Here is a 19283-nt window from a genome sequence, read left to right on the forward strand (position 1 = left end):
AAATTTCTTCTAAATTGGATCTGTAAATTGGTCCAATGAAAATACTGATCATAGAAGATGAAACTGAACTGGCAAAAAGCATCGCTGAATATCTTTCAGAGGAAAGTTATTTATGTGAATTTGCTACCACGTTTCACGAAGCAATGAATAAAATAGAGTTGTTTCAATATGACTGTATTTTATTGGATATTATGCTTCCTGATGGAAATGGACTGAACATATTAGAAGAATTAAAGAAACAGAACAAGCAGGATGGTGTGATTATTATCTCTGCTAAAAATGCATTGGATGATAAGATCAAAGGTTTACAGCTGGGCGCTGATGATTATCTTACCAAACCCTTTCATCTCTCTGAACTAATGGCCAGGATCTATTCTATTATCCGAAGAAAGCAGTTTAACAATTCGAATATCATTAAGCAAAATGAACTGCAAATTGATCTTCTTGCTAAAACCGTATTAATTAACGATAAAACAGTGGCTCTTACTAAAAAGGAATTTGATCTGCTTATTTATTTCATAGGAAATAAAAATAAAGTAATTTCTAAAAGTACTTTAGCAGAGCATCTTTCAGGTGATTTCGCTGATATGCTTGACAATCATGATTTTGTGTATGCACATGTGAAAAACATGAAGAAAAAGCTTTATGATGCAGGCTGTGAACATTATTTAAAAACAGTTTATGGAACAGGATATAAATGGGAAGCAGGGACTAATGAGAGAGAAGACTATCATTCTCAATAATTTGTAATTTTATTTCTAATTTCTAAACTGTAAACTCCATTGAAACCACTTCTAAGTAAAACGACAAAACCTTTTCTGATCTATGTGCTTATCATATTGATCATTAGTATTCCTGTTTATTATTGGGTTGTGGATGCCATTTGGAAAGGGGAATTGGACGAGCACAATATTACTATTGTAGAAAAGACCGCTTTTGAATTTAATCATTTGAATCTCTCGGAATCAGAACTCGAAAAAAGTGTTCTTCTATGGAACAAAATTCAGCCTGGAACTAATATTGAACAAATTCCTTTTAATTCCTTAAAAAAAGAACAAACCTTTACAGTAGAAAAACAAAAAACATTCGTAGATAAGCCCGAAATAGAACGATACAGATGTCTAAAAAAAGTAGTTTATATTAATCATAAACCCTTTTTATTTACAGTAGAAACTAATATTGAAGAATCCCATGAGACAATTGCTCTTATTGCTGCTATCACTGTTTTTTTCTTTATGCTGATTGTTTTAGGACTCTTATTTTTAAATCGAAAACTTTCTACTTCTATATGGAAACCTTTTAGAAATACATTAGAAAAGTTAAAGACTTTCAATCTTAACACTCAAAACAAAATTGAATTTGACTCAACAGATATTATTGAATTTGAAGAATTGAATTTATCATTAAAAAAACTGATAGAACATAATGTTTCAGTGTATAAAACTCAAAAGGAATTTACTGAAAATGCTTCTCATGAATTACAGACTCCTTTAGCTATTATCAAAAATAAACTTGATATTTTAATGCAAAATGAAGATCTTACTGAGAAACAGTATCAGATTGCTGAAGAGATCAACAGGGCTTTAACAAGAAGTTCGAGGATTAATAAAAATCTTTTATTACTTGCAAAAATTGAAAATCTCCAATTTGCGGAAAATGAAAATTTACCTTTAAGCGAACTGCTTCATCAAAGTCTGGAAATATTGAAGGAGCATTTTGATCAAAAGCATATTGAGATTCAGGCTGAAATTATGGATAGCGTATATGCTACCGGAAACAGGACTTTAACTGAAACTCTTATTAACAATCTTCTGATTAATGTAGTAAGACATACGTCAACTAATGGAACATCAAGGATCGAACTTTCTCAGCAACAGATGATGATTTCTAATTCAGGATCTTTTTCATTAAATGGAGACAATCTGTTTAAAAGATTTTCAAAAGCATCTACAGATCATAATGGGAGTGGGTTAGGGTTAGCTATTGTAAAAGAAATCTGTACTCATCAGGGATGGACTTTAGATTATTACTTTAAAGATAATCAACATACTTTCTCTATAAAATTTTAAGGCTCGTTTTCTATTATTCATTTTATTCGAAATATCTACAAAATTGAGGATGAACTTTGAATAAAAAAATATGAGAACACTGAATAAAGTAGCTGTGATAAGTCTTCTTTTCTGGTTGATGAAAATAACGGCTACGACTTTGGGGGAGACTCTGGGTGATTTTATTTCTATGACCCTTAATTTTGGTTATACAGTTGGAATTTTTATCACATTTTTACTCTTTATCATCACGATATCCATTCAGCTAAAGGTAAAAAGATATATTCCTATTGTTTACTGGCTGGTCATTGTGGGAACAACAACATTGGGTACAGAAATTTCAGATTTTATAGACCGAACATTAAAAACCGGATATCTATTGGGAAGTTTACTCCTTATCACTGGGCTTTTAGCAACCCTTTTCCTATGGTACCGAAAATATAAAAATCTTGAAGTATATCCTATTTTTGAAAAGTCTAAGGAAATATATTACTGGATAGCCATTCTTTTTTCAAATAGTCTGGGAACGGCATTTGGTGATTTTCTGAGCGACAATTTGGGGTTAACTTACCTAACTGGAGCGTGTGTCACCGGAATAATTATTCTTATCGTTATTCTAGTTCATTATTTCACAAAAATTAATCATGTTCTCCTATTTTGGATTGCTTTTGTTTTTACGAGACCATTTGGCGCTACATTCGGTGACTTCCTTACTAAACCCATTTTAAAGGGTGGGCTTGATCTTGGAACTCTTAATGCATCCTTAGTATCGTTGGCCTTATTGTTTTTAATGATCCTTATTTCGCATAAAGAGATAAAGAATTTGAAATCTCAAGACCAGATATTCTAAATTTCTTCTAAATCATATCCGATCATTGTATCATAAATTAAAATGTAATACAATGAAAAAATTAGTGGTTCTTTTAACAGTCATTGCCGGTGCTGTTTTAATACATGCGCAAAAAATCCAACATAAAAGTGTTCCGGTGTCTGTTACTTCTGCATTACAGAAACAGTATCCGGAAGCTAAAAAAGTAAAATGGGAAAAAGAAAAGGACAATTATGAAGCGGGATTCCTATCAAAAGGATTGGAGCAATCCGTTTTGTTCAATGCCTCAGGAAACATTATCGAAACAGAAGTCCCTATCAATGTTAATGCTCTTTCTGCATCAATTAAACAATTCATTCTTAAAAACTATCCTAATCAGAAAATAAAAGAGGCTGCAAAAATAAAAGATTCAAAAGGTATTATAACTTATGAGGCAGAGGTAAATGGAAAGGACCTAATTTTTGACAATGACGGGAAATTTTTAAGAGAGATTAAAGACTAAAAATAATGATTAGAATCAAGCTATTCATATTTTCAATAGTATTGTTGTTTTCCTCTTTTGCCATTGCTCAGGTTTCCTCAGTAACTGTTTCAGGGATTGTAAGCAATACCAATCATTCCGGACTTCCTTACAGCCGCATTGTTTTAAAATCTCCTAAAGACAGTGTATTTATTTCCGGAACAATTACTAATGAAGAGGGCAGATTTGCTCTTACCGAAATAAAACCAGGAAATTATCTGATAGAAATTTCTATGGCAGGCTATAATTCCCATACCCAGTCTCTTTTTATTGGCAGTCTTTCAGAATTCCTGGATATTCCGCCTATAGAACTTCAATCAAATAGTAATGCTAAGGAGACAAAAATTGAAGAAGTTGTGCTAACAGGCAGTAGAAAAAACGAGGTAAGTAATCAGCTTGATAAGAAAACCTATTCTGTTGCCGATAATATCAGTCAGAATGGCGGATCTGTACTTCAAAGCATGCAGAATCTACCCGGTATTACCGTTCAGGATGGTAAAATTCAGCTGCGGGGAAATGATAAGGTAACGGTTTTAATTGATGGTAAACAAACTGCCTTAACAGGATTTGGAAGTCAGACCGGTTTGGATAATATTCCTGCTTCAGCTATTGATAAAATTGAAATCATTAATAATCCATCTTCAAAGTATGATGCCAATGGAAATGCCGGAATTATCAATATTATTATGAAGAAAAATAAACAAAATGGCTGGAATGGTAAAGTGGGATTAACATTGGGATTAGGTTCTCTTTGGGAAAGAAAACAAAATCTTCCAACGATCAGACCACAGTATACGACAACTCCAAAAATAAATCCTTCTGTTTCCCTTAATTACAGGAAAAACAAAATAAATGTCTTTTTACAGGCTGATAATTTATACACAGAAACACTTAATAAAAACGAATTTGTAACCCGTACTTATGATGATGGAACAGTTATTAACTCTCAGCTAAAAAGAAACAGAAATACTAATTTTCTGACAACAAAAGCAGGGATAGACTGGAATATTGACAGTCAGAACACGCTTACCATTTCAGGGCTTTATGGAAGTGAAAAGATTACAGACAAGGGTGATCAGCCATTTTTTAATGGTGGCCTTTCTCAAAGGCTCCGTTTATGGCAATTTTTAGAAGATGAACTGAAAACTACCGTAATGGCTACTGCGGCCTATCAGCATAAGTTTAAAGAAGCCGGGCATCTCTTGAATATTGGTTTTAATTATACATTCCATAGGGAAGATGAAAAGTATTTCTACGACAATTTTCTGCCCTTATCTTCAGGTACTGATGCTTTTAAGCTTTTATCTGACGAACAGGTGTATGACTTTAATATTGATTATGTAAAACCTCTTAAATACGGACGAATTGAAGCTGGTATTAAACTGAGAAACAGAAGTATTCCTACAAATATGAATTTTATACCAGGAATAAATTCTGTGATCGACGCTAATGCCGGAGGATGGGCAAATTATAAAGAATTAATTCCGGCTATATATGGTAATTATGTTTTTGAAAATAAAAAATGGGAAGCTGAATTGGGGTTAAGAATGGAATATGTAAGAATTCAATATGATGTAAATCCTAACCACCCAACTTATACAAGTAGTGGATATAACTACACGCAACCATTTCCCAACCTTAGGGTTGCCTATAAACTAAATGACCGGAATAAATTTTCTATATTTTATAACAGGAGAGTAGACCGTCCTAATGAAGTAGATATCCGCATATTCCCTAAATATGATGATGCTGAAATCATTAAAGTAGGAAATCCGGGACTGAGGCCTCAATTTACAAATTCAATAGAGTTGGGATATAAGTACAATTGGGATAATGGCTATTTATATTCCTCATTTTATCATCGTTTTTCAAATGGAACGATTACCAGAATTTCAAGTATTGTTCCTGAAAGCACACTGATATATGCCATATTTCAGAATGCAGGAAAAAGTTACAATTCAGGAATTGAAGCGATCTGGAATCAAAAGATTTCATCAGTTTACTCTTTCAATATCAACGGAAATATGTACAGAAATCAGATCAATGCTTTTACCGTTGAAAATCTATATCCACGACCGAATATTTTTTCTGCTGATCAACAGACTGCTATTTCAGGAAATATAAAATTAAATAATGTTTTTAAATTTTCTAAGGGGATCAGTGCACAGCTTACTGCAGTTTATCTAGCTCCTGATATTATTCCGCAGGGAAGAATAGGTTCAAGGTTTTCGATGGATCTGGGTATGAAAAAGTCAATTCAAAATGGTAAGGGAGAATTGTTTCTTAATGCTTCCGATCTATTGAATACAATGGTCATAAAAAAACAAATACAGGGTGCCGGATTCAGATATACCAGTGATGATTATTATGAAACTCAGGTTGTCAGATTGGGATACAGTTATAAATTTTAATTCAATAAAATTCAAATGAAAAGTTTAATCGTAAGCTTGGTTTTAATTTTCGCAAGCTTTCAAAATATCAATGCTCAGGATAGTTTGGCTGTCATTACTGTTAAAGACAGTACATCTGCTCCCTTACCATTGGATAGGAATGATACAAGCCATCAGTTTACTTATAAAAAACTTATCATACCGGCGGCACTAATTACCTATGGTGTTGCAAGCTTAGGAATCAAAGAGCTCAAAAACCTGAATTCTTCAACACAGTACGAAATCAGTGAACATAAACCTGATCATATAAGATTGGATAATTACACTCAATTTGCGCCAGCTGTTCTTGTTTATGGTTTAAATGCCGCAGGAATAAAAGGAAAACATAACTTCAGGGACCGAAGTATTATCTATGGAACTTCTTTGTTAATCTCTTCTGCCATTGTAATGCCTCTTAAGCATATTGCCAAGGAGGAAAGGCCGGACGGTTCCAATAACCTTTCTTTTCCTTCCGGTCATACTGCAATGGCTTTTGCTTCTGCCCAGTTTATGTTCAGGGAATATAAAGACACCAATTTCTGGTTAGGTATTTCAGGATATTCATTGGCTGTTTTTACGGGAGTATACCGGATGTTAAATAATAAGCATTGGTTTGGAGATGTAGTAGGTGGTGCCGGTTTTGGTATTTTATCTACGGAATTAGCATATTGGTTATATCCAAAAATAAATAGCCTTTTGGGTGGTAAGAAGGAAAAATCACAAACCATGATAATGCCTTTTTATCAACAGGGGAATGTTGGAATTGGCTTGGTTAAAAATTTTTAATGTTAAACTTACAAGAATAACTGTATAGAAATTCTTATTTAAATTGGCTTTCCAATAGGAGAGCCATTCTATTTTTGACCACTCAATATTTGCCCAATGATCTTTATGCTTTGCTCCAATTGGTCTTCAGAAAGTGAACCATAACTTAATCTGAATCCGTTTACGGACTCTTTAAAGCTATATCTCTCAGGATGTATTATTTTAATATTATTATCTAGTAGTAAAACAGTTACATTGTCCCAGTTTATATTTACTTTAGGTACAATCCAGAAAGCTAATCCACCATCTGGTAGATTAAAATTTGCATGCTCATTTATATATCTTTTTAAAAGGTCATGTACAAAATCTCTTTTATTTTTATAATGGATCGTTGCTTTTTTTATGTGCTTTTTAACAGCTCCATCCTTTATAAGCTGCAAAACAGCCTGTTCCATAATAACATCCCCCTGTACATCTATTATTTTTCGTAGTTCGCCTATTTTTTGAAGAAGTGTCTGATTTTTAGTAGCTAAATATCCGATTCTTAATGCCGGAGCGACAACTTTACTCATCGTTCCAATGTAGACGTAATTATTTAATTCAGGAAAACTTGAAAGTGGAAGAATAGGACGATATCCAAAATGAAATTCATTATCATAGTCATCCTCAATGATGGTAATCCCGTGTGCATTTGAAAGTTCAATCAATTTCAATCTTCGAGCTAAACTTAAAGTAACCGTAGTAGGATACTGTCTGTGAGGGGTTACGTAAATAGCTTTTATTTTTATTTTCTTATTTAAAAGTCTCATAATATCTTCCACCATTAAGCCTTCATGATCGACTGATATGGGTAAAAGTTTTGCTCCAGCATGTTCAAAAGCTTTCCAGGCTGGTTTATAACCAGGATTTTCAACAATTACATGATCACCAGGATTTAGCAGACTTTTTGCGGTAAGAAACATGGCCATCTGACTTCCTCTGGTAATTGAAATTTCATTTTCATTGGTATTCATTCCTCTTTGGTGATTGAGCATCTGGGAGATGGCCTTACGGAATTCGATATCTCCATGTACCTCAGTGTAGCCCATCATCTGCCATTTGGCTTTTCTGTTGAATATTTGCCGGTAAGCCCTCGCGAGTTCAGTTATAGGCGCTATTTTACTATCCGGATGACCATCATCAAAATTGATTAAAAATGGATCAGCAGAATTTGTATTCTCGCTGGTCTCTTTTTTATCATTTTTAAATCTTATACCTAACGAGGGCAATTGATCAGATACAAAAATTCCTTTTCTCTCTTTTGAGATTACCCATTCTTCATTGATCAAGACCTGATAAGCTTCAACTATGGTATTTCTGTTGACCATCAGCATAGATGCCAGAATACGGCTTCCCGGAAGAGCATCTCCTGCTTTTAACCTTCCGGATTGTATGTCTGCAATTATAGTATCTGCAATTTGAAGATATACTGCTTTTGCTAATTTCTTATCTATTTTGAATTCCAATTTCCAAGGACGCAACATCTGGACTATCTATTTTTATTAAAACTGAATAATTTAACTAGTCCAAATATAAAATATTTTTGTAAAGCAATAATGCAAGAAACATTAAATTTTTTAAATCATGGAAAATGAAAAATTCAGTTCAAAAGACTTTCACAAAACTTTTGCCAGACCCGAGTACCAAAAACCAAGTCACCTCATTCATAAAAATGTAGAAAAAGCTGGTGAACACGATCAATTTTCAACCGAAAGAAAACATCCCGTATTCTTTGTCGATCTACCCAGTAAAAATGTGAGTATGACCATCGGAGGTTTGCTACCTGGGCAACAAACCAATAAACACCGCCATACTTATGAGACTGTATTGTATGTTATCGAAGGAAAAGGCTGGACAGAAATAGAAGGTGAGAAAGTGGAGTGGCAAGCAGGTGATGCAGTGTATATTCCATCTTGGGGATGGCATAAGCATCAAAATTTGAGTGATACGGAACCGGCTAAATATATTGCCTGTGAAAATGCACCCCAATTACAGAATTTAGGAGTTGCTCTAAGAGAAGAAGAAGGAAGAGATTAGGAAGTAAATTTCATTGATACAAAGCATAAATGGCACTCAAAAAAACACACATTACAGCATATTTGTCATTTATAAAGATCAATATTATCCATTTGAAGTCTTTGCATTAGATTATTAATATCAACTAAAAAGAAATTACATGAAAAATGTTCCATTTAAAGGGATCATTGCGTATCCCATTACTCCTTTTGACCATAACGAGAAAATAGATATTCCACTCTTTAAAAGACTTGTTGAAAGATTAGTAATATCAGGAAATCATGGTATTGCTCCTTTAGGAAGTACAGGAGTACTGCCATATCTTTCCGATGAGGAAAAAGAGGCAATTACTGAAACTACAATAAACCAGGTAAACGGAAGGATTCCAACCCTTGTAGGAGTTTCTAATCTCACGACCGAAAGAACGGTTTATCATGCCCGGTTTGCAGAAAAAGCAGGTGCTGATGCAGTAATGATTATTCCGATGAGCTATTGGAAACTAACAGAAGATGAAATCGTTGCTCATTATGATGCGGTAGCAAGCAAAATATCCATCCCTATTATGGCCTATAATAATCCTGCAACCGGTGGAGTAGATATGTCTCCTGCTTTATTAAAGAGACTGCTGGAAATCCCTAATGTTACCATGATCAAGGAAAGTACAGGAGATATCCAGAGAATGCACTATCTGAGAAAAGAACTGGGCGAAGATGTTGCTTTCTATAATGGTTCAAATCCGTTAGCACTTGCTGCATTTGCTGCAGGAGCAAAAGGATGGTGTACAGCAGCACCTAATTTAATTCCTGAACTCACTATAGGCTTGTATAATGCCATTGAAAATAACCAATTAAAAGAAGCGCAGGATATCTTTTACAAACAAGTTGAATTACTCAAATTCATTGTGGCTAAAGGACTTCCAAGAACAGTAAAAGCGGGTCTTAATATTTTGGGCGAAGAAGGCGGAAACTTAAGAAGCCCTCTAAAACCTTTACCGGAAAAAGAAGTTGAAGAATTAAAAATAATTATTAAAAACCTTAAATATCCATAATGAAAAAGTCAGTTTTTTATCATGCAGGATGTCCTGTATGTCTTAGTGCGGAACACGATATCATCGACATTATCGGCGTCGAAAATGTAGAAATCATTCATTTGGGAGAAGACACAGACAAGATCAAGGCAGCTGAGAGGGCAGGTGTACAATCTGTTCCTGCTCTGGTTACTCCTAATGGAAATGTATTGCATATTAATTTTGGAGCGTCACTGGAAGATGTAAAGAAATAAATAAAAGAGGCTGTTTTCTGCGACAGCCTCTTTTTTACTTTCTATTATAAAGTGGCATTACCTTCTATGCCGTCAGAGTTATTTGTTTTAATTCCTGTAACCGCGGCTGCCACGAAACTTAAAATGCTCACTAATTTTCCAGCCTTTGTATCCCAATAATAGGTTTCTTTAGGCTCTACCCGAATAATAGATACATTTGGATCATCTTTACCATCGAACCATGCTTTAGCCATAGCTGACCATTTTTCTTCAATGGTTGCTTTGTCTTTATACACAGAAGCAACACCATACACGGAGAGATACTGTGAATCATCATTATTCATAAAAAAAAGCTGAACTCTGCGGTCTTCTTTAATTTCGAAATTTTTATTACTGGTCTCACTACTGATAAACCATAGGTTTCCATTGTCATCTGTTTCCTGTAGAGTCATTGGTCGTGAGTTGACCGGAACTGTCTCTAGTTCAGTACAAAACATACAAATTCTTGCTTTCGTAGAAAGTTCCTGAATTTTTTTAATTGCCTCCAGATGGGTAATATTTTTTGTTGACATAATATAATATTTTGAGTGATTGGTTAAGAATATAGGATGAAATGAATGATCATTTTCAGAGTTAATACTTCAAAAACCTGACCATATTTTATAATATCAAAATTTACATTCCATTAAAGAGCTCTATCTGTTTTTTTTCAATAGTCTTCCGTTTAAAATGACTAATAAAAAATATAGAGCTTTACTCGAAATAATTATTTTTGTTACTTTTATAAGTTCAACAATCAATTCTAACTTTAAACTTTCTGAAATACGATAAGCCTGATGGAAAACTATGCTGTCATTTTAGTGATAATGGCCTTGATGATCGGGGTATCCGGTTTGGCGGGTAAAATAAAGATTCCCGTACCGATGTTACTTTTAATTGTAGGTGTAATGATAGGTTTTGTACCCGCTATGCCTGAAGTTGAAATGAATCCAGAGATCATTATGTTACTTTTTCTTCCACCGTTATTATACGATGCCGCTTTTAATATTTCGTTTCAACAGTTTAAAACCAATCTCAATACGATTGGTACGTTGGCAATAGGACTTGTTTTTATGACAACGGCGGGAATTGCTGTATTGGCATATTATTTAATTCCGGGAATGACCTGGCCATTGGCTTTTGTTTTAGGGGCTATTCTTTCTGCTACTGATGCTGTCGCTGCATTAGGTGTAACAAAAGGGTTGGGTCTTTCTCATAAAACAATGACCATATTGGAAGGGGAAAGTCTGATTAATGACGCTTCAGCCTTGGTTGCTTATCGATTTGCAGTAGCTGCCGTAACGGGAGTTGCCTTTGTAACGTGGAAAGCATCTGTTGAGTTTTTATGTGTTTTAGGTGGTGGTTTTCTGGTTGGTTGGATTATTTTTAGAGCTTTAGCCTTAACGATCGGCTTCTTTCGTAAAGATGCAATGGTGGTAAACAGTTTAATTCTTTTAATGCCTTTCGTAACTTATCTTATTGCGGAGCATTTCAAAGTATCAGGAGTAATTGCTGTTGTTGTTCTTGGTTTAGGAATGTCTAAATTGAGCAGGACAAAATTTCCTGATCATGTTAAGGAACAATCACGTAATTTTTGGGATATTATTATATTTCTTCTTAATGGGTTGATATTTTTATTGATAGGCCTCGAATTCCCTATTATTTTAAAGAAAATGCCTCAAATTCAGTTATGGACATATGCCGGTTATGCAGGAATAATTGTTATCGTCACTTTATTGATCAGAATGGCGCGGGTATATCTACAACAGTTCAATCTTCAAAAAGCTTTTCAGGGGAAAAGGAGGATTAGTGAAGAGGCTTTATTTGATTCTAAAACCAGCTTTATTATAACCTGGTCCGGAATGCGGGGAATTGTTTCTTTAGCTATTGCATTAGGTCTTCCGACAACCATTAATGAAGGTGAACCTTTTCCAATGCGTAATGAAATTATTTTTCTATCTGTAGTTGTGGTTCTGATCTCGCTATTAGGACAGGGGCTAACCTTACCCTGGATTGTGAAAAAGTTTAAACTCTGAAAATTAAACGCTTCTACCATATAAATTACCAAATCCTGATTCTTTATTTTCCTGTATCAGGCTTTTATAATAAGCGGAAGGGGTTTGTCCGATTATCTCTTTAAAATAGCGATTGAAAGAAGATTTAGATTTAAATCCAGCATCATAAGCAAAGGATAAAAAATTGATATTCTCATTCTTTTCAATAGCTCTTTCTACAATATTTTTAAAATAATCAATGCGGTATTCATTGATGTAACGGTAGAAGGGCTTGTTCTTATAACCATTCAGCATTTCGCTGATCTGATATTTATTGATTTCTGTTTGGTGTGCCAGCTCATCTAGATTTAGATCACAGTTTCTAAAGAGCTGTTGTTTTTTCATCGAATCGTCCATTTTCTGCCATAAATCATTGAATTTTAAATCATAATCAACCGTATTTAATGGACTGTCCTTTGTGGAATTTTGTACTATGGATATTTTTAACCTATCATCGGAATGGGTTTGAGGAAGAGAAACAATTTCAGTTTTCAGGCTTTTCCTTATGATTAATAGACAAATCACCAATAATAAAAAGTAGGCAATACTTCTAATCGAAATAGTAATGATCTGAGCTTCTTCAGGATAGATATATAGCAAACTTTTGGAAATAACAACTCCGGATTCCATTAATAATAGGCAGTAAGAGATCCTCAGTATAGCATCATACTCAATCTTTTCCAGAATCTTAAACTTAGCTTTTCGCGCAATTAAAATACTTTTTACAGGGTAGTATAGATTAATGATGAAGATTAAATTTAAGCTCAAATTATTGTATAGATCGAGCAGTCTCTGATCAACATGATTTAGAATAACGAAGACACATGAGATTGTAAAATAAGCAATCATCAATAAAAAGAGTGGGATGAAAATATACCATTTACGAGCAATAGAAAATCTCTTTTTTGTTTTGCTTAAAGTATATAAATAAATTAAAGGACCATAACAGACGCCAATAAACGTATTCATCTGCTGCCTGATACTCTCATCAGGAATAAAATTGAATATAACAAACTTAATTGTTAAATGGACGGCAATTGCCGAAAGCAGGAAAATAAACAGATAATTCGAAGATGATTTTTTCTCCCTGAACTGTAAAAGCCAAAGTGCCACAAGTGCCTGAAAAGCTCCGATGATAATGATATACTGCATTCCTTAGGTTTGTACAAAAATAAATACAAAAAAAGGACTTAGTGATTATGAAATTATTATTTATCTATTAAAGTTTTTATTAAATTATTAATATTGAGTTCATAAATAAATAACAATTAGTTAAATTAGCATAAATACTTAATATTCAATACGTTAAAGGTGCTGAACCAACGAGTGACACGTTTCTGAATATGATTTTTTTTCAAGGACGATATAAAGTAAGAATCTGTCCAATTTTGTCATCAAAAAAAATCTATGAACTATTTTATTGATTTTTCAAAACGAAGGTCAGGGATCATTCAGATATCCGCTTTTTTCTTAATTGCTTCTTTTGGAACCATCCATGCACAAACCATAAAAGGTACTGTTGTAGGCAAAACAAATGGTGCTCTTCCCGGAGCTAATATTTCGATTGTAGATGCTGATGCCAAAACCGTTTCTTCTTTAGATGGGGATTTCAATGTCCTATCCCCAAAATTAGGCGAGATGAACCTTAAAGTAGAATACATTGGCTACGAAACAAAAATTTTTCCTGTTACCATTAAAGAAGGAACTAATGATATCGGATACATCACTATATCTCCAGAAGAAAAATCAACAAAAGACAGGACAGGAAGTATACAGGAAGTGGTATTTACCAGATCTAATGCCTTAACCCAAGCTAAAGCTTACGAAATAAAAAAGAACAACAACGCTATTATGGAGGTTATTGCAGCTGATGCTATTGGAAAGCTTCCGGATCGAAATGCTGCAGAAGCTGTACAAAGGGTTCAGGGAGTTGCTGTTGCCAGATATCATGGTGAAGCAGATCAGGCTACTGTAAGAGGAACTCCTTTTTCCTGGACATCGGCATTATTCAATGGAAATCGTTTACCTAGTGCTAATGTTCTGGGAAACCGCTCTTTTGTTCTTGATGTCATTCCTTCCGAATTGATCCAGTTTGTACAGGTTTCCAAAGCTATAACTCCAGACATGGATGGTGATGCAATCGGTGGTAGCATCAATTTCATTACTAGAACAGCTCCAGCAAAGAAAACATTGAGTGTAAGTGGTGCAGGAGGATATAATACGTTCTCTCAAGATGGAACTTATAATGGATCGATAGTGTACGGCGACCGTTTTTTCAAGAATAAATTAGGGGTACTCCTGTCGGGAGCAATCTGGGATAGACAATGGGGAGCAGATTCGTTTGATGTTACTTATAACACCGGAGCAGCAACTGATCTTCAGAAAAAGTCGATCAGTACCATCATGATGAAAAGATATATGGGAACCAGAAGAACCATAGGATTGAATGGTGGATTGGAATATAAATTCAATGTCAATAATAAGGTTTATTTCCGGGGAATGTTTAATAAATTCGACGATATCCGTCCTGTTTATGAATCTTATGTAGATTATACAAACAGTCGTTATCAATATAATTTCAGATATTCTCATTATCAGACTGAATTGTATGGAATGGAGTTAGGGGGCGAGCATAGTCTTTCTTCTAAATTAAGTTTGGATTGGATGTTAAGTGATTATCAGGCTAAATATTTCCTGGATACACCACCTACCAATGAAATTAAAGGGCTTCCGATCTCCACCTTCAGACAAAAAATAAATAGTGGATTCAATAATCTTTCCAGTGATGGAAAGCGGTATTGGGGATTCGATTCTCCTAATGGGATAGGGGGTGAGTATATGGATTATGGATCAGATGTGAAAGATCCTAATGAAGTAATGAGTCCTAATAAATTACTGTTATCACAAGTGGTCATTTCTAAATTGGACAACAATGAAAGAGATAAGATTGCAAGGGTGAATTTGAAATATGATATCAATTCCAATATAACTTTAAAAGTAGGAGCAAAATACCGGGACAAAGAACGTACAAGCACTTTCGGATACAATGCTGTTTTTCTTCCTGGTGCATCTTTAGGAATTCCAAATTCTCCGGCATTACTAAGCCTTTCTCAACTGACAACTACAGATCCTCCAAAAGGAACCGGCTTCTTAAATGGAATGAATGGAAATTATAATTCATACATTATGAATCCACCAACAAAAGATCAGCTTTTCCAGATGTTCTCCCCTGAATTTCTTCAACAATTTGGCTTCAGAGACTTTTCAAGTTTGGAATCTAATGCTACCAGTGTTTATACAGGAGAAGAGTCTGTCTTCGCAACATACGCAATGGCTGAAATTAAAGCCAGTGAAAAATTTAAAATCGTTGGTGGATTCAGAAATGAAACAACAAGGTTGACTTTGAATGGGGCTAAAGCAACAAAAGAAGGAACTCCTGCCACAACAGTTATCAGTCCATCTGTGGTAGAAAGCAATTACAATGCATTTCTGCCTATGATTCATTTACGATATAATTTCTCACCTAAAGTAAGTTTAAGATTTGCTTATACCAAATCATTCATCAGACCAAATTTTGGAGATATGTCACCTGGATCCAGTATTGATAATACATCAAATCCATTTACCATTACCAGAGGAAATCCCGATTTGAAGCCTACTTTCAGTCATAATTTTGACATGATGGCAGAATATTATTTCAATAATATCGGGATTCTTTCAGGGGGCTTATTTTATAAGAAAATTTCAAATATTGTATTTTCAAACACCTCTATGCTGAATATCGGTGGAACAGATTATATGGTCACTCAATCTAAAAACCTTCAGGATTCTAATCTATTTGGTTTTGAAGCAGGAATCAATAAGCGTCTCGACTTTTTACCAGGATTCTGGAATGGCTTTGGAGTCGAATTTAATTATACATTTATAAACTCAACCGTTGAAGTTCCCCGAACTGTAGACGGTATTCAGTACTTCGATAAAACAACACTTCCCAATCAGTCTAAAAACCTCTTTAATGCTATCTTATATTACGAAAGTAAAAAATTAATGATCCGTCTGGCTGGAAATTATAGAGGGAAATCAGTGGAAACGATCAATCAAAAATTAGGTCCTGATTATTACATCTGGTCAGATAAAAACTTTACTGTCGATTTTTCTGCAAGTTATGATATCAGTAAAAAAGTAAAAATCTTCATCGAACTCAACAACTTAAGCAATGAAAGCTTAAGGTTATATATGGGTGATAATAAGAAAAGGGTAACCTCAAATGAATGGTATGGAAGCAGAGGACAAATGGGAGTTCGTTGGCAAATATTTTAAAATAATATACATGAAAAAATTAGGAATAACAATGACCATGATGGTTGTTTTGGGTACGACAGTAAATGCACAGATCAGTGACAGCCTTCGTCGTGTCGTGAAAATGGAAGGCGCTTATAATTTCAGAGATACGGGAGGCTATAAAACAACAGATGGTAAAGAAGTCGCACTGGGAAAAGTATACCGAAGTGATGCCATCGATAAATTATCGGATAAAGATCTTAAAACCTTCAAAGACAAAAAAATTGTAACTGTAGTAGATTTCAGAGGGATTGAAGAAGCTAAAAAAGCTCCGGACAGGCTTCCGCAAAATACAAGTTATCTTCTTTGTCCGGCAGGAAGTAATAATCTACCGACAGCTCAGGATATGGTAAAATTCCTGAAGGATAAAAACTTTCTGTTTGACATGTATGGTGAAGGAGGATTACCCTATTTTGGAGAAAGATACAGACCACTATTTGTAAAGCTACTGACCTTACAGCCTAACGAATCTCTTTTGTATCATTGTACCGGTGGAAGAGACAGAACAGGAATGGCCTCCGCATTATTTCTTAAAATATTAGGAGTTCCCCAGGAAGTAATAGAGAGTGATTATGTCGCATCTAATTTTTATCTTTCAAAAAATCCAACGATGAAGCAAATGTACTCCGGGCTTTCTAAAATGTCCGGAATGAGTGATGATGAGATCAAAAAACAGATGGAATTAAGACCGGAACTGATCAGGAACTTCTTTGCTGTTATCAGCAAAAAATACGGAAGTGTAGAAAACTTTTTCCAGGTAGAAATGGGAATAGGCCCCAATGAAATCGCTATTTTAAAGCAAAAATATACCCATTAAATAAATATTCAGTTAGATTTAAATAGGTGGTCTCAGATATGAGGCCGCCTGTTTGTTTATTTTTGATTAATTTTGAAGAATGCAAATTTCGCCACCTAAGCAATTAGCATCTTATATCAAACATTATATCTTTTTAGAAAATCCTGAAGAGGACAGTAAAAATTTACGGTTGTTTGCCGACGGAAACACAGGACTTATCATTTCTGCTGATATCAATATGCAAGATAACGCGGAAACCAATTTACCATCATCTTTTTTTTACGGGCAGCCAACACAGTATAAAGATCTTACAACAAAAGGGAAGTTTTCATTATTGGCAGTCGTTTTTCAACCTTATTTCTTTAATTTACTTTTTAATGTTGCCGCTAAAGAAATTAAAAATGAAATAATTTCAGCCTCAGATATCCTGAAAGATCAGTTGATTCCGTTTCAGGAAAGTCTGTATAATAAGGCAGATCCTCAATCTGTAATTAATGCATTAAATGACTTTTTCCTAAAACTTATTTCTAAAAAAGACACTTCGGATTCATGGCTTATAAAAGCTCAACAGTACCTCCTTCAAAATAAAGGAACAATCTCCTTAAAAGATCTGGAATATTTCACCGGATATTCAGAAAGGCATATTGAAAGAAAGTTTGAAGAACATATTGGAATATCACCCAAAAAGTACAACACGATCATCAGGCTTCATCACTTTTTAAGTCTTATGAAAAATGACATAGACAAAGCAAGTATGACCAATCTTTCTTATGAAGCGGGCTATTCAGATCAATCCCATTTGATCAAAGAATTTAAAAATACCATAGGATTAACTCCTTCTCAGTATCTTAAAACTAAGAATAAATTAGCCGTAAACTTTATAGAGCTTCATTAAGATTTTTATTTCCCACAGATCTCACAGATTATTCGGATGTTTGAGAATGATTTTTATTTCGTATCGTTCTAAAGTTTTATTTAATAGAAATCTGCTTAATCTGCAAAATCCGCAAGAGAAAAAAAGAATCACTCAAAATAGAGCTTAATAAGCAAATGTCGGTTTTTTACAATTTTTAGATCTTCTTGTCATATAATTTTGCTCAAAAAAATATGATCAATCTTAAAATCGCAACCGCACAATTCGAAAACAAAAGCGGAGATAAAGAATATAATCTTTCAATAATAGAAAAGTTAAGCGGAGAAGCAGCTGCTAAAGGATCGCATATTATTGCTTTCCATGAATGTTCCATCACAGGCTACACCTTTGCCAGAAGGCTTAATAGAGAGGAAATGCTTGACATTGCTGAGTTGATTCCTGACGGTAAAAGCGTCCAAAAGTTACAGGAGATTGCTACTCAAAATAATATTACCATTTTAGCAGGTCTTTTTGAAAAAGATGAGCACGACAACCTGTTTAAAGCATACATATGTGTAGATAAAAATGGTTTGGTGGCTAAATATAGGAAGCTACATCCTTTTATAAACCCACACCTTACAGCAGGACAGGAATACTGTGTTTTTGAGATCTATGGATGGAAGTTTGGAATTCTGATCTGTTATGACAATAATATTATTGAAAATGTGAGAGCTACTAAACTTTTGGGAGCAGATGTTATTTTCATGCCCCATGTCACCATGTGTACGCCTTCTTCAAGACCTGGAGCAGGATTTGTAGATCCAACACTTTGGGAGAACCGGGAAACTGACCCTACCTCTTTACGCCTTGAGTTTGATGGAATGAAAGGAAGAGACTGGCTGATGAAATGGCTGCCATCAAGAGCTTATGATAACGGGGCCTATATTGTTTTCTCCAATCCCATCGGAATGGATGATAATCAGTTAAAGAATGGCTGTTCAATGATCATCGATCCTTTTGGAGATATTCTTGCAGAATGTCATTCGTTTGAAGACTCTTTTGTAACAACTATTATCAATCCCGAAAAATTGACTCAAGCTGGAGGTTACCGTTATATCAAAGCAAGAAGACCCGAATTATACAGAGATATTATTGGTCAGGAGCATCAATCGGAACAAAAAGTGGTTTGGCTTACATCAGAAAATGAATAATTAAAAATAAAGGTTTGGTTAATTAACAAAGGAGCACTTCCAATGTACTCCTTTGTTTTGTTTAATTAAGCTTTTATTAAAAG

The 19283-nt window shown here is 34.4% G+C and carries 17 protein-coding genes; 14 read left to right on the plus strand and 3 right to left on the minus strand.

The features are described 5' to 3' along the window. The first annotated feature begins 35 nt into the window (after nucleotides 1–35). The 6 genes from NG806_RS04795 (at nucleotide 36) to NG806_RS04820 (ending at nucleotide 6612) form a co-directional block, all read left to right on the plus strand. Nucleotides 36–743: a response regulator transcription factor gene (locus NG806_RS04795; RefSeq protein WP_214825110.1), complete on the plus strand. Its 708-nt coding sequence runs from the start codon at nucleotides 36–38 to the stop codon at nucleotides 741–743. 39 nt (nucleotides 744–782) lie between these two features. Then, nucleotides 783–2069 (plus strand): sensor histidine kinase, encoded by a 1287-nt coding sequence (locus tag NG806_RS04800; RefSeq protein WP_261512146.1) that lies wholly within the window; start codon nucleotides 783–785, stop codon nucleotides 2067–2069. 70 nt (nucleotides 2070–2139) lie between these two features. Further along, a complete protein-coding gene (locus tag NG806_RS04805; RefSeq protein WP_261512147.1) occupies nucleotides 2140–2898 on the plus strand; it encodes a COG4705 family protein in 759 nt (252 codons plus the stop codon). Nucleotides 2899–2950: 52 nt separating this feature from the next. After that, the gene (locus tag NG806_RS04810; RefSeq protein ID WP_214825102.1) at nucleotides 2951–3379 is read left to right on the plus strand and encodes a PepSY-like domain-containing protein; all 429 of its coding nucleotides are present in this window, start codon (nucleotides 2951–2953) and stop codon (nucleotides 3377–3379) included. A 5-nt stretch (nucleotides 3380–3384) separates the two neighbouring features. After that, nucleotides 3385–5808 (plus strand): TonB-dependent receptor domain-containing protein, encoded by a 2424-nt coding sequence (locus tag NG806_RS04815; RefSeq protein WP_261512148.1) that lies wholly within the window; start codon nucleotides 3385–3387, stop codon nucleotides 5806–5808. 15 nt (nucleotides 5809–5823) lie between these two features. Further along, the gene (locus tag NG806_RS04820) at nucleotides 5824–6612 is read left to right on the plus strand and encodes a phosphatase PAP2 family protein (RefSeq protein ID WP_261512149.1); all 789 of its coding nucleotides are present in this window, start codon (nucleotides 5824–5826) and stop codon (nucleotides 6610–6612) included. Between the two features lie 68 nt (nucleotides 6613–6680). Here NG806_RS04820 and pdxR read toward each other — a convergent pair whose 3' ends face one another. After that, entirely contained in the window at nucleotides 6681–8114 is a 1434-nt protein-coding gene (gene pdxR, locus NG806_RS04825) for a MocR-like pyridoxine biosynthesis transcription factor PdxR (RefSeq protein WP_261512150.1), read from the minus strand. Between the two features lie 100 nt (nucleotides 8115–8214). On the opposite strand from pdxR, the gene NG806_RS04830 reads away from it, so the two are divergent. The 3 genes from NG806_RS04830 to NG806_RS04840 all read left to right on the plus strand — a co-directional run bounded on the left by NG806_RS04830 (nucleotide 8215) and on the right by NG806_RS04840 (nucleotide 9927). Beyond that, nucleotides 8215–8667, plus strand: a complete 453-nt coding sequence (locus NG806_RS04830; RefSeq protein WP_214825090.1) for a cupin domain-containing protein — start codon at nucleotides 8215–8217, stop codon at nucleotides 8665–8667. A gap of 139 nt (nucleotides 8668–8806) precedes the next feature. Next, nucleotides 8807–9694, plus strand: coding sequence for a dihydrodipicolinate synthase family protein (locus NG806_RS04835; RefSeq protein WP_214825087.1), 888 nt, complete (start codon nucleotides 8807–8809; stop codon nucleotides 9692–9694). Next, nucleotides 9694–9927, plus strand: coding sequence for a thioredoxin domain-containing protein (locus NG806_RS04840; protein WP_261512151.1), 234 nt, complete (start codon nucleotides 9694–9696; stop codon nucleotides 9925–9927). The genes NG806_RS04835 and NG806_RS04840 overlap by 1 nt, the downstream gene beginning before the upstream one ends. Nucleotides 9928–9971: 44 nt before the next feature. Here NG806_RS04840 and NG806_RS04845 read toward each other — a convergent pair whose 3' ends face one another. Then, a complete protein-coding gene (locus NG806_RS04845; protein ID WP_214825081.1) occupies nucleotides 9972–10478 on the minus strand; it encodes a pyridoxamine 5'-phosphate oxidase family protein in 507 nt (168 codons plus the stop codon). A 264-nt stretch (nucleotides 10479–10742) separates the two neighbouring features. On the opposite strand from NG806_RS04845, the gene NG806_RS04850 reads away from it, so the two are divergent. Then, nucleotides 10743–11981: a Na+/H+ antiporter gene (locus tag NG806_RS04850; RefSeq protein WP_214825078.1), complete on the plus strand. Its 1239-nt coding sequence runs from the start codon at nucleotides 10743–10745 to the stop codon at nucleotides 11979–11981. Between the two features lie 3 nt (nucleotides 11982–11984). Here the strand turns inward: NG806_RS04850 and NG806_RS04855 are convergent, their stop codons facing one another. Next, a complete protein-coding gene (locus NG806_RS04855; RefSeq protein WP_261512152.1) occupies nucleotides 11985–13151 on the minus strand; it encodes a helix-turn-helix domain-containing protein in 1167 nt (388 codons plus the stop codon). Nucleotides 13152–13406: 255 nt separating this feature from the next. Here NG806_RS04855 and NG806_RS04860 point away from each other — a divergent pair, with 255 nt between their 5' ends. From NG806_RS04860 to NG806_RS04875, 4 genes are all read left to right on the plus strand, one after another. Beyond that, entirely contained in the window at nucleotides 13407–16319 is a 2913-nt protein-coding gene (locus NG806_RS04860; protein ID WP_214825071.1) for a TonB-dependent receptor, read from the plus strand. Between the two features lie 10 nt (nucleotides 16320–16329). Next, complete coding sequence (locus NG806_RS04865) at nucleotides 16330–17157, plus strand: tyrosine-protein phosphatase (protein ID WP_214825068.1); 828 nt, start codon at nucleotides 16330–16332, stop codon at nucleotides 17155–17157. A 79-nt stretch (nucleotides 17158–17236) separates the two neighbouring features. Continuing rightward, nucleotides 17237–18031 carry a helix-turn-helix domain-containing protein gene (locus tag NG806_RS04870; protein WP_214825065.1) on the plus strand — a complete coding sequence of 265 codons (795 nt, stop codon included), beginning with the start codon at nucleotides 17237–17239 and terminating at the stop codon, nucleotides 18029–18031. Nucleotides 18032–18243: 212 nt separating this feature from the next. After that, a complete protein-coding gene (locus tag NG806_RS04875) occupies nucleotides 18244–19200 on the plus strand; it encodes a nitrilase family protein (RefSeq protein WP_214825062.1) in 957 nt (318 codons plus the stop codon). Nucleotides 19201–19283 lie beyond the last annotated feature (83 nt).

The organism is Chryseobacterium paludis (assembly GCF_025403485.1).
Lineage (GTDB): Bacteria > Bacteroidota > Bacteroidia > Flavobacteriales > Weeksellaceae > Chryseobacterium > Chryseobacterium paludis.

Excerpts from the sequence above, each read along its gene's own strand:
- NG806_RS04795 (WP_214825110.1), top strand. The coding sequence starts at position 36 with ATGAAAATACTGATCATAGAAGATGAAACTGAACTGGCAAAAAGCATC.
- NG806_RS04805 (WP_261512147.1), top strand. The coding sequence starts at position 2,140 with ATGAGAACACTGAATAAAGTAGCTGTGATAAGTCTTCTTTTCTGGTTG.
- NG806_RS04810 (WP_214825102.1), top strand. The coding sequence starts at position 2,951 with ATGAAAAAATTAGTGGTTCTTTTAACAGTCATTGCCGGTGCTGTTTTA.
- NG806_RS04815 (WP_261512148.1), top strand. The coding sequence starts at position 3,385 with ATGATTAGAATCAAGCTATTCATATTTTCAATAGTATTGTTGTTTTCC.
- NG806_RS04820 (WP_261512149.1), top strand. The coding sequence starts at position 5,824 with ATGAAAAGTTTAATCGTAAGCTTGGTTTTAATTTTCGCAAGCTTTCAA.
- pdxR (WP_261512150.1), bottom strand. The coding sequence starts at position 8,114 with ATGTTGCGTCCTTGGAAATTGGAATTCAAAATAGATAAGAAATTAGCA.
- NG806_RS04830 (WP_214825090.1), top strand. The coding sequence starts at position 8,215 with ATGGAAAATGAAAAATTCAGTTCAAAAGACTTTCACAAAACTTTTGCC.
- NG806_RS04835 (WP_214825087.1), top strand. The coding sequence starts at position 8,807 with ATGAAAAATGTTCCATTTAAAGGGATCATTGCGTATCCCATTACTCCT.
- NG806_RS04840 (WP_261512151.1), top strand. The coding sequence starts at position 9,694 with ATGAAAAAGTCAGTTTTTTATCATGCAGGATGTCCTGTATGTCTTAGT.
- NG806_RS04845 (WP_214825081.1), bottom strand. The coding sequence starts at position 10,478 with ATGTCAACAAAAAATATTACCCATCTGGAGGCAATTAAAAAAATTCAG.
- NG806_RS04850 (WP_214825078.1), top strand. The coding sequence starts at position 10,743 with ATGGAAAACTATGCTGTCATTTTAGTGATAATGGCCTTGATGATCGGG.
- NG806_RS04855 (WP_261512152.1), bottom strand. The coding sequence starts at position 13,151 with ATGCAGTATATCATTATCATCGGAGCTTTTCAGGCACTTGTGGCACTT.
- NG806_RS04860 (WP_214825071.1), top strand. The coding sequence starts at position 13,407 with ATGAACTATTTTATTGATTTTTCAAAACGAAGGTCAGGGATCATTCAG.
- NG806_RS04865 (WP_214825068.1), top strand. The coding sequence starts at position 16,330 with ATGAAAAAATTAGGAATAACAATGACCATGATGGTTGTTTTGGGTACG.
- NG806_RS04870 (WP_214825065.1), top strand. The coding sequence starts at position 17,237 with ATGCAAATTTCGCCACCTAAGCAATTAGCATCTTATATCAAACATTAT.
- NG806_RS04875 (WP_214825062.1), top strand. The coding sequence starts at position 18,244 with ATGATCAATCTTAAAATCGCAACCGCACAATTCGAAAACAAAAGCGGA.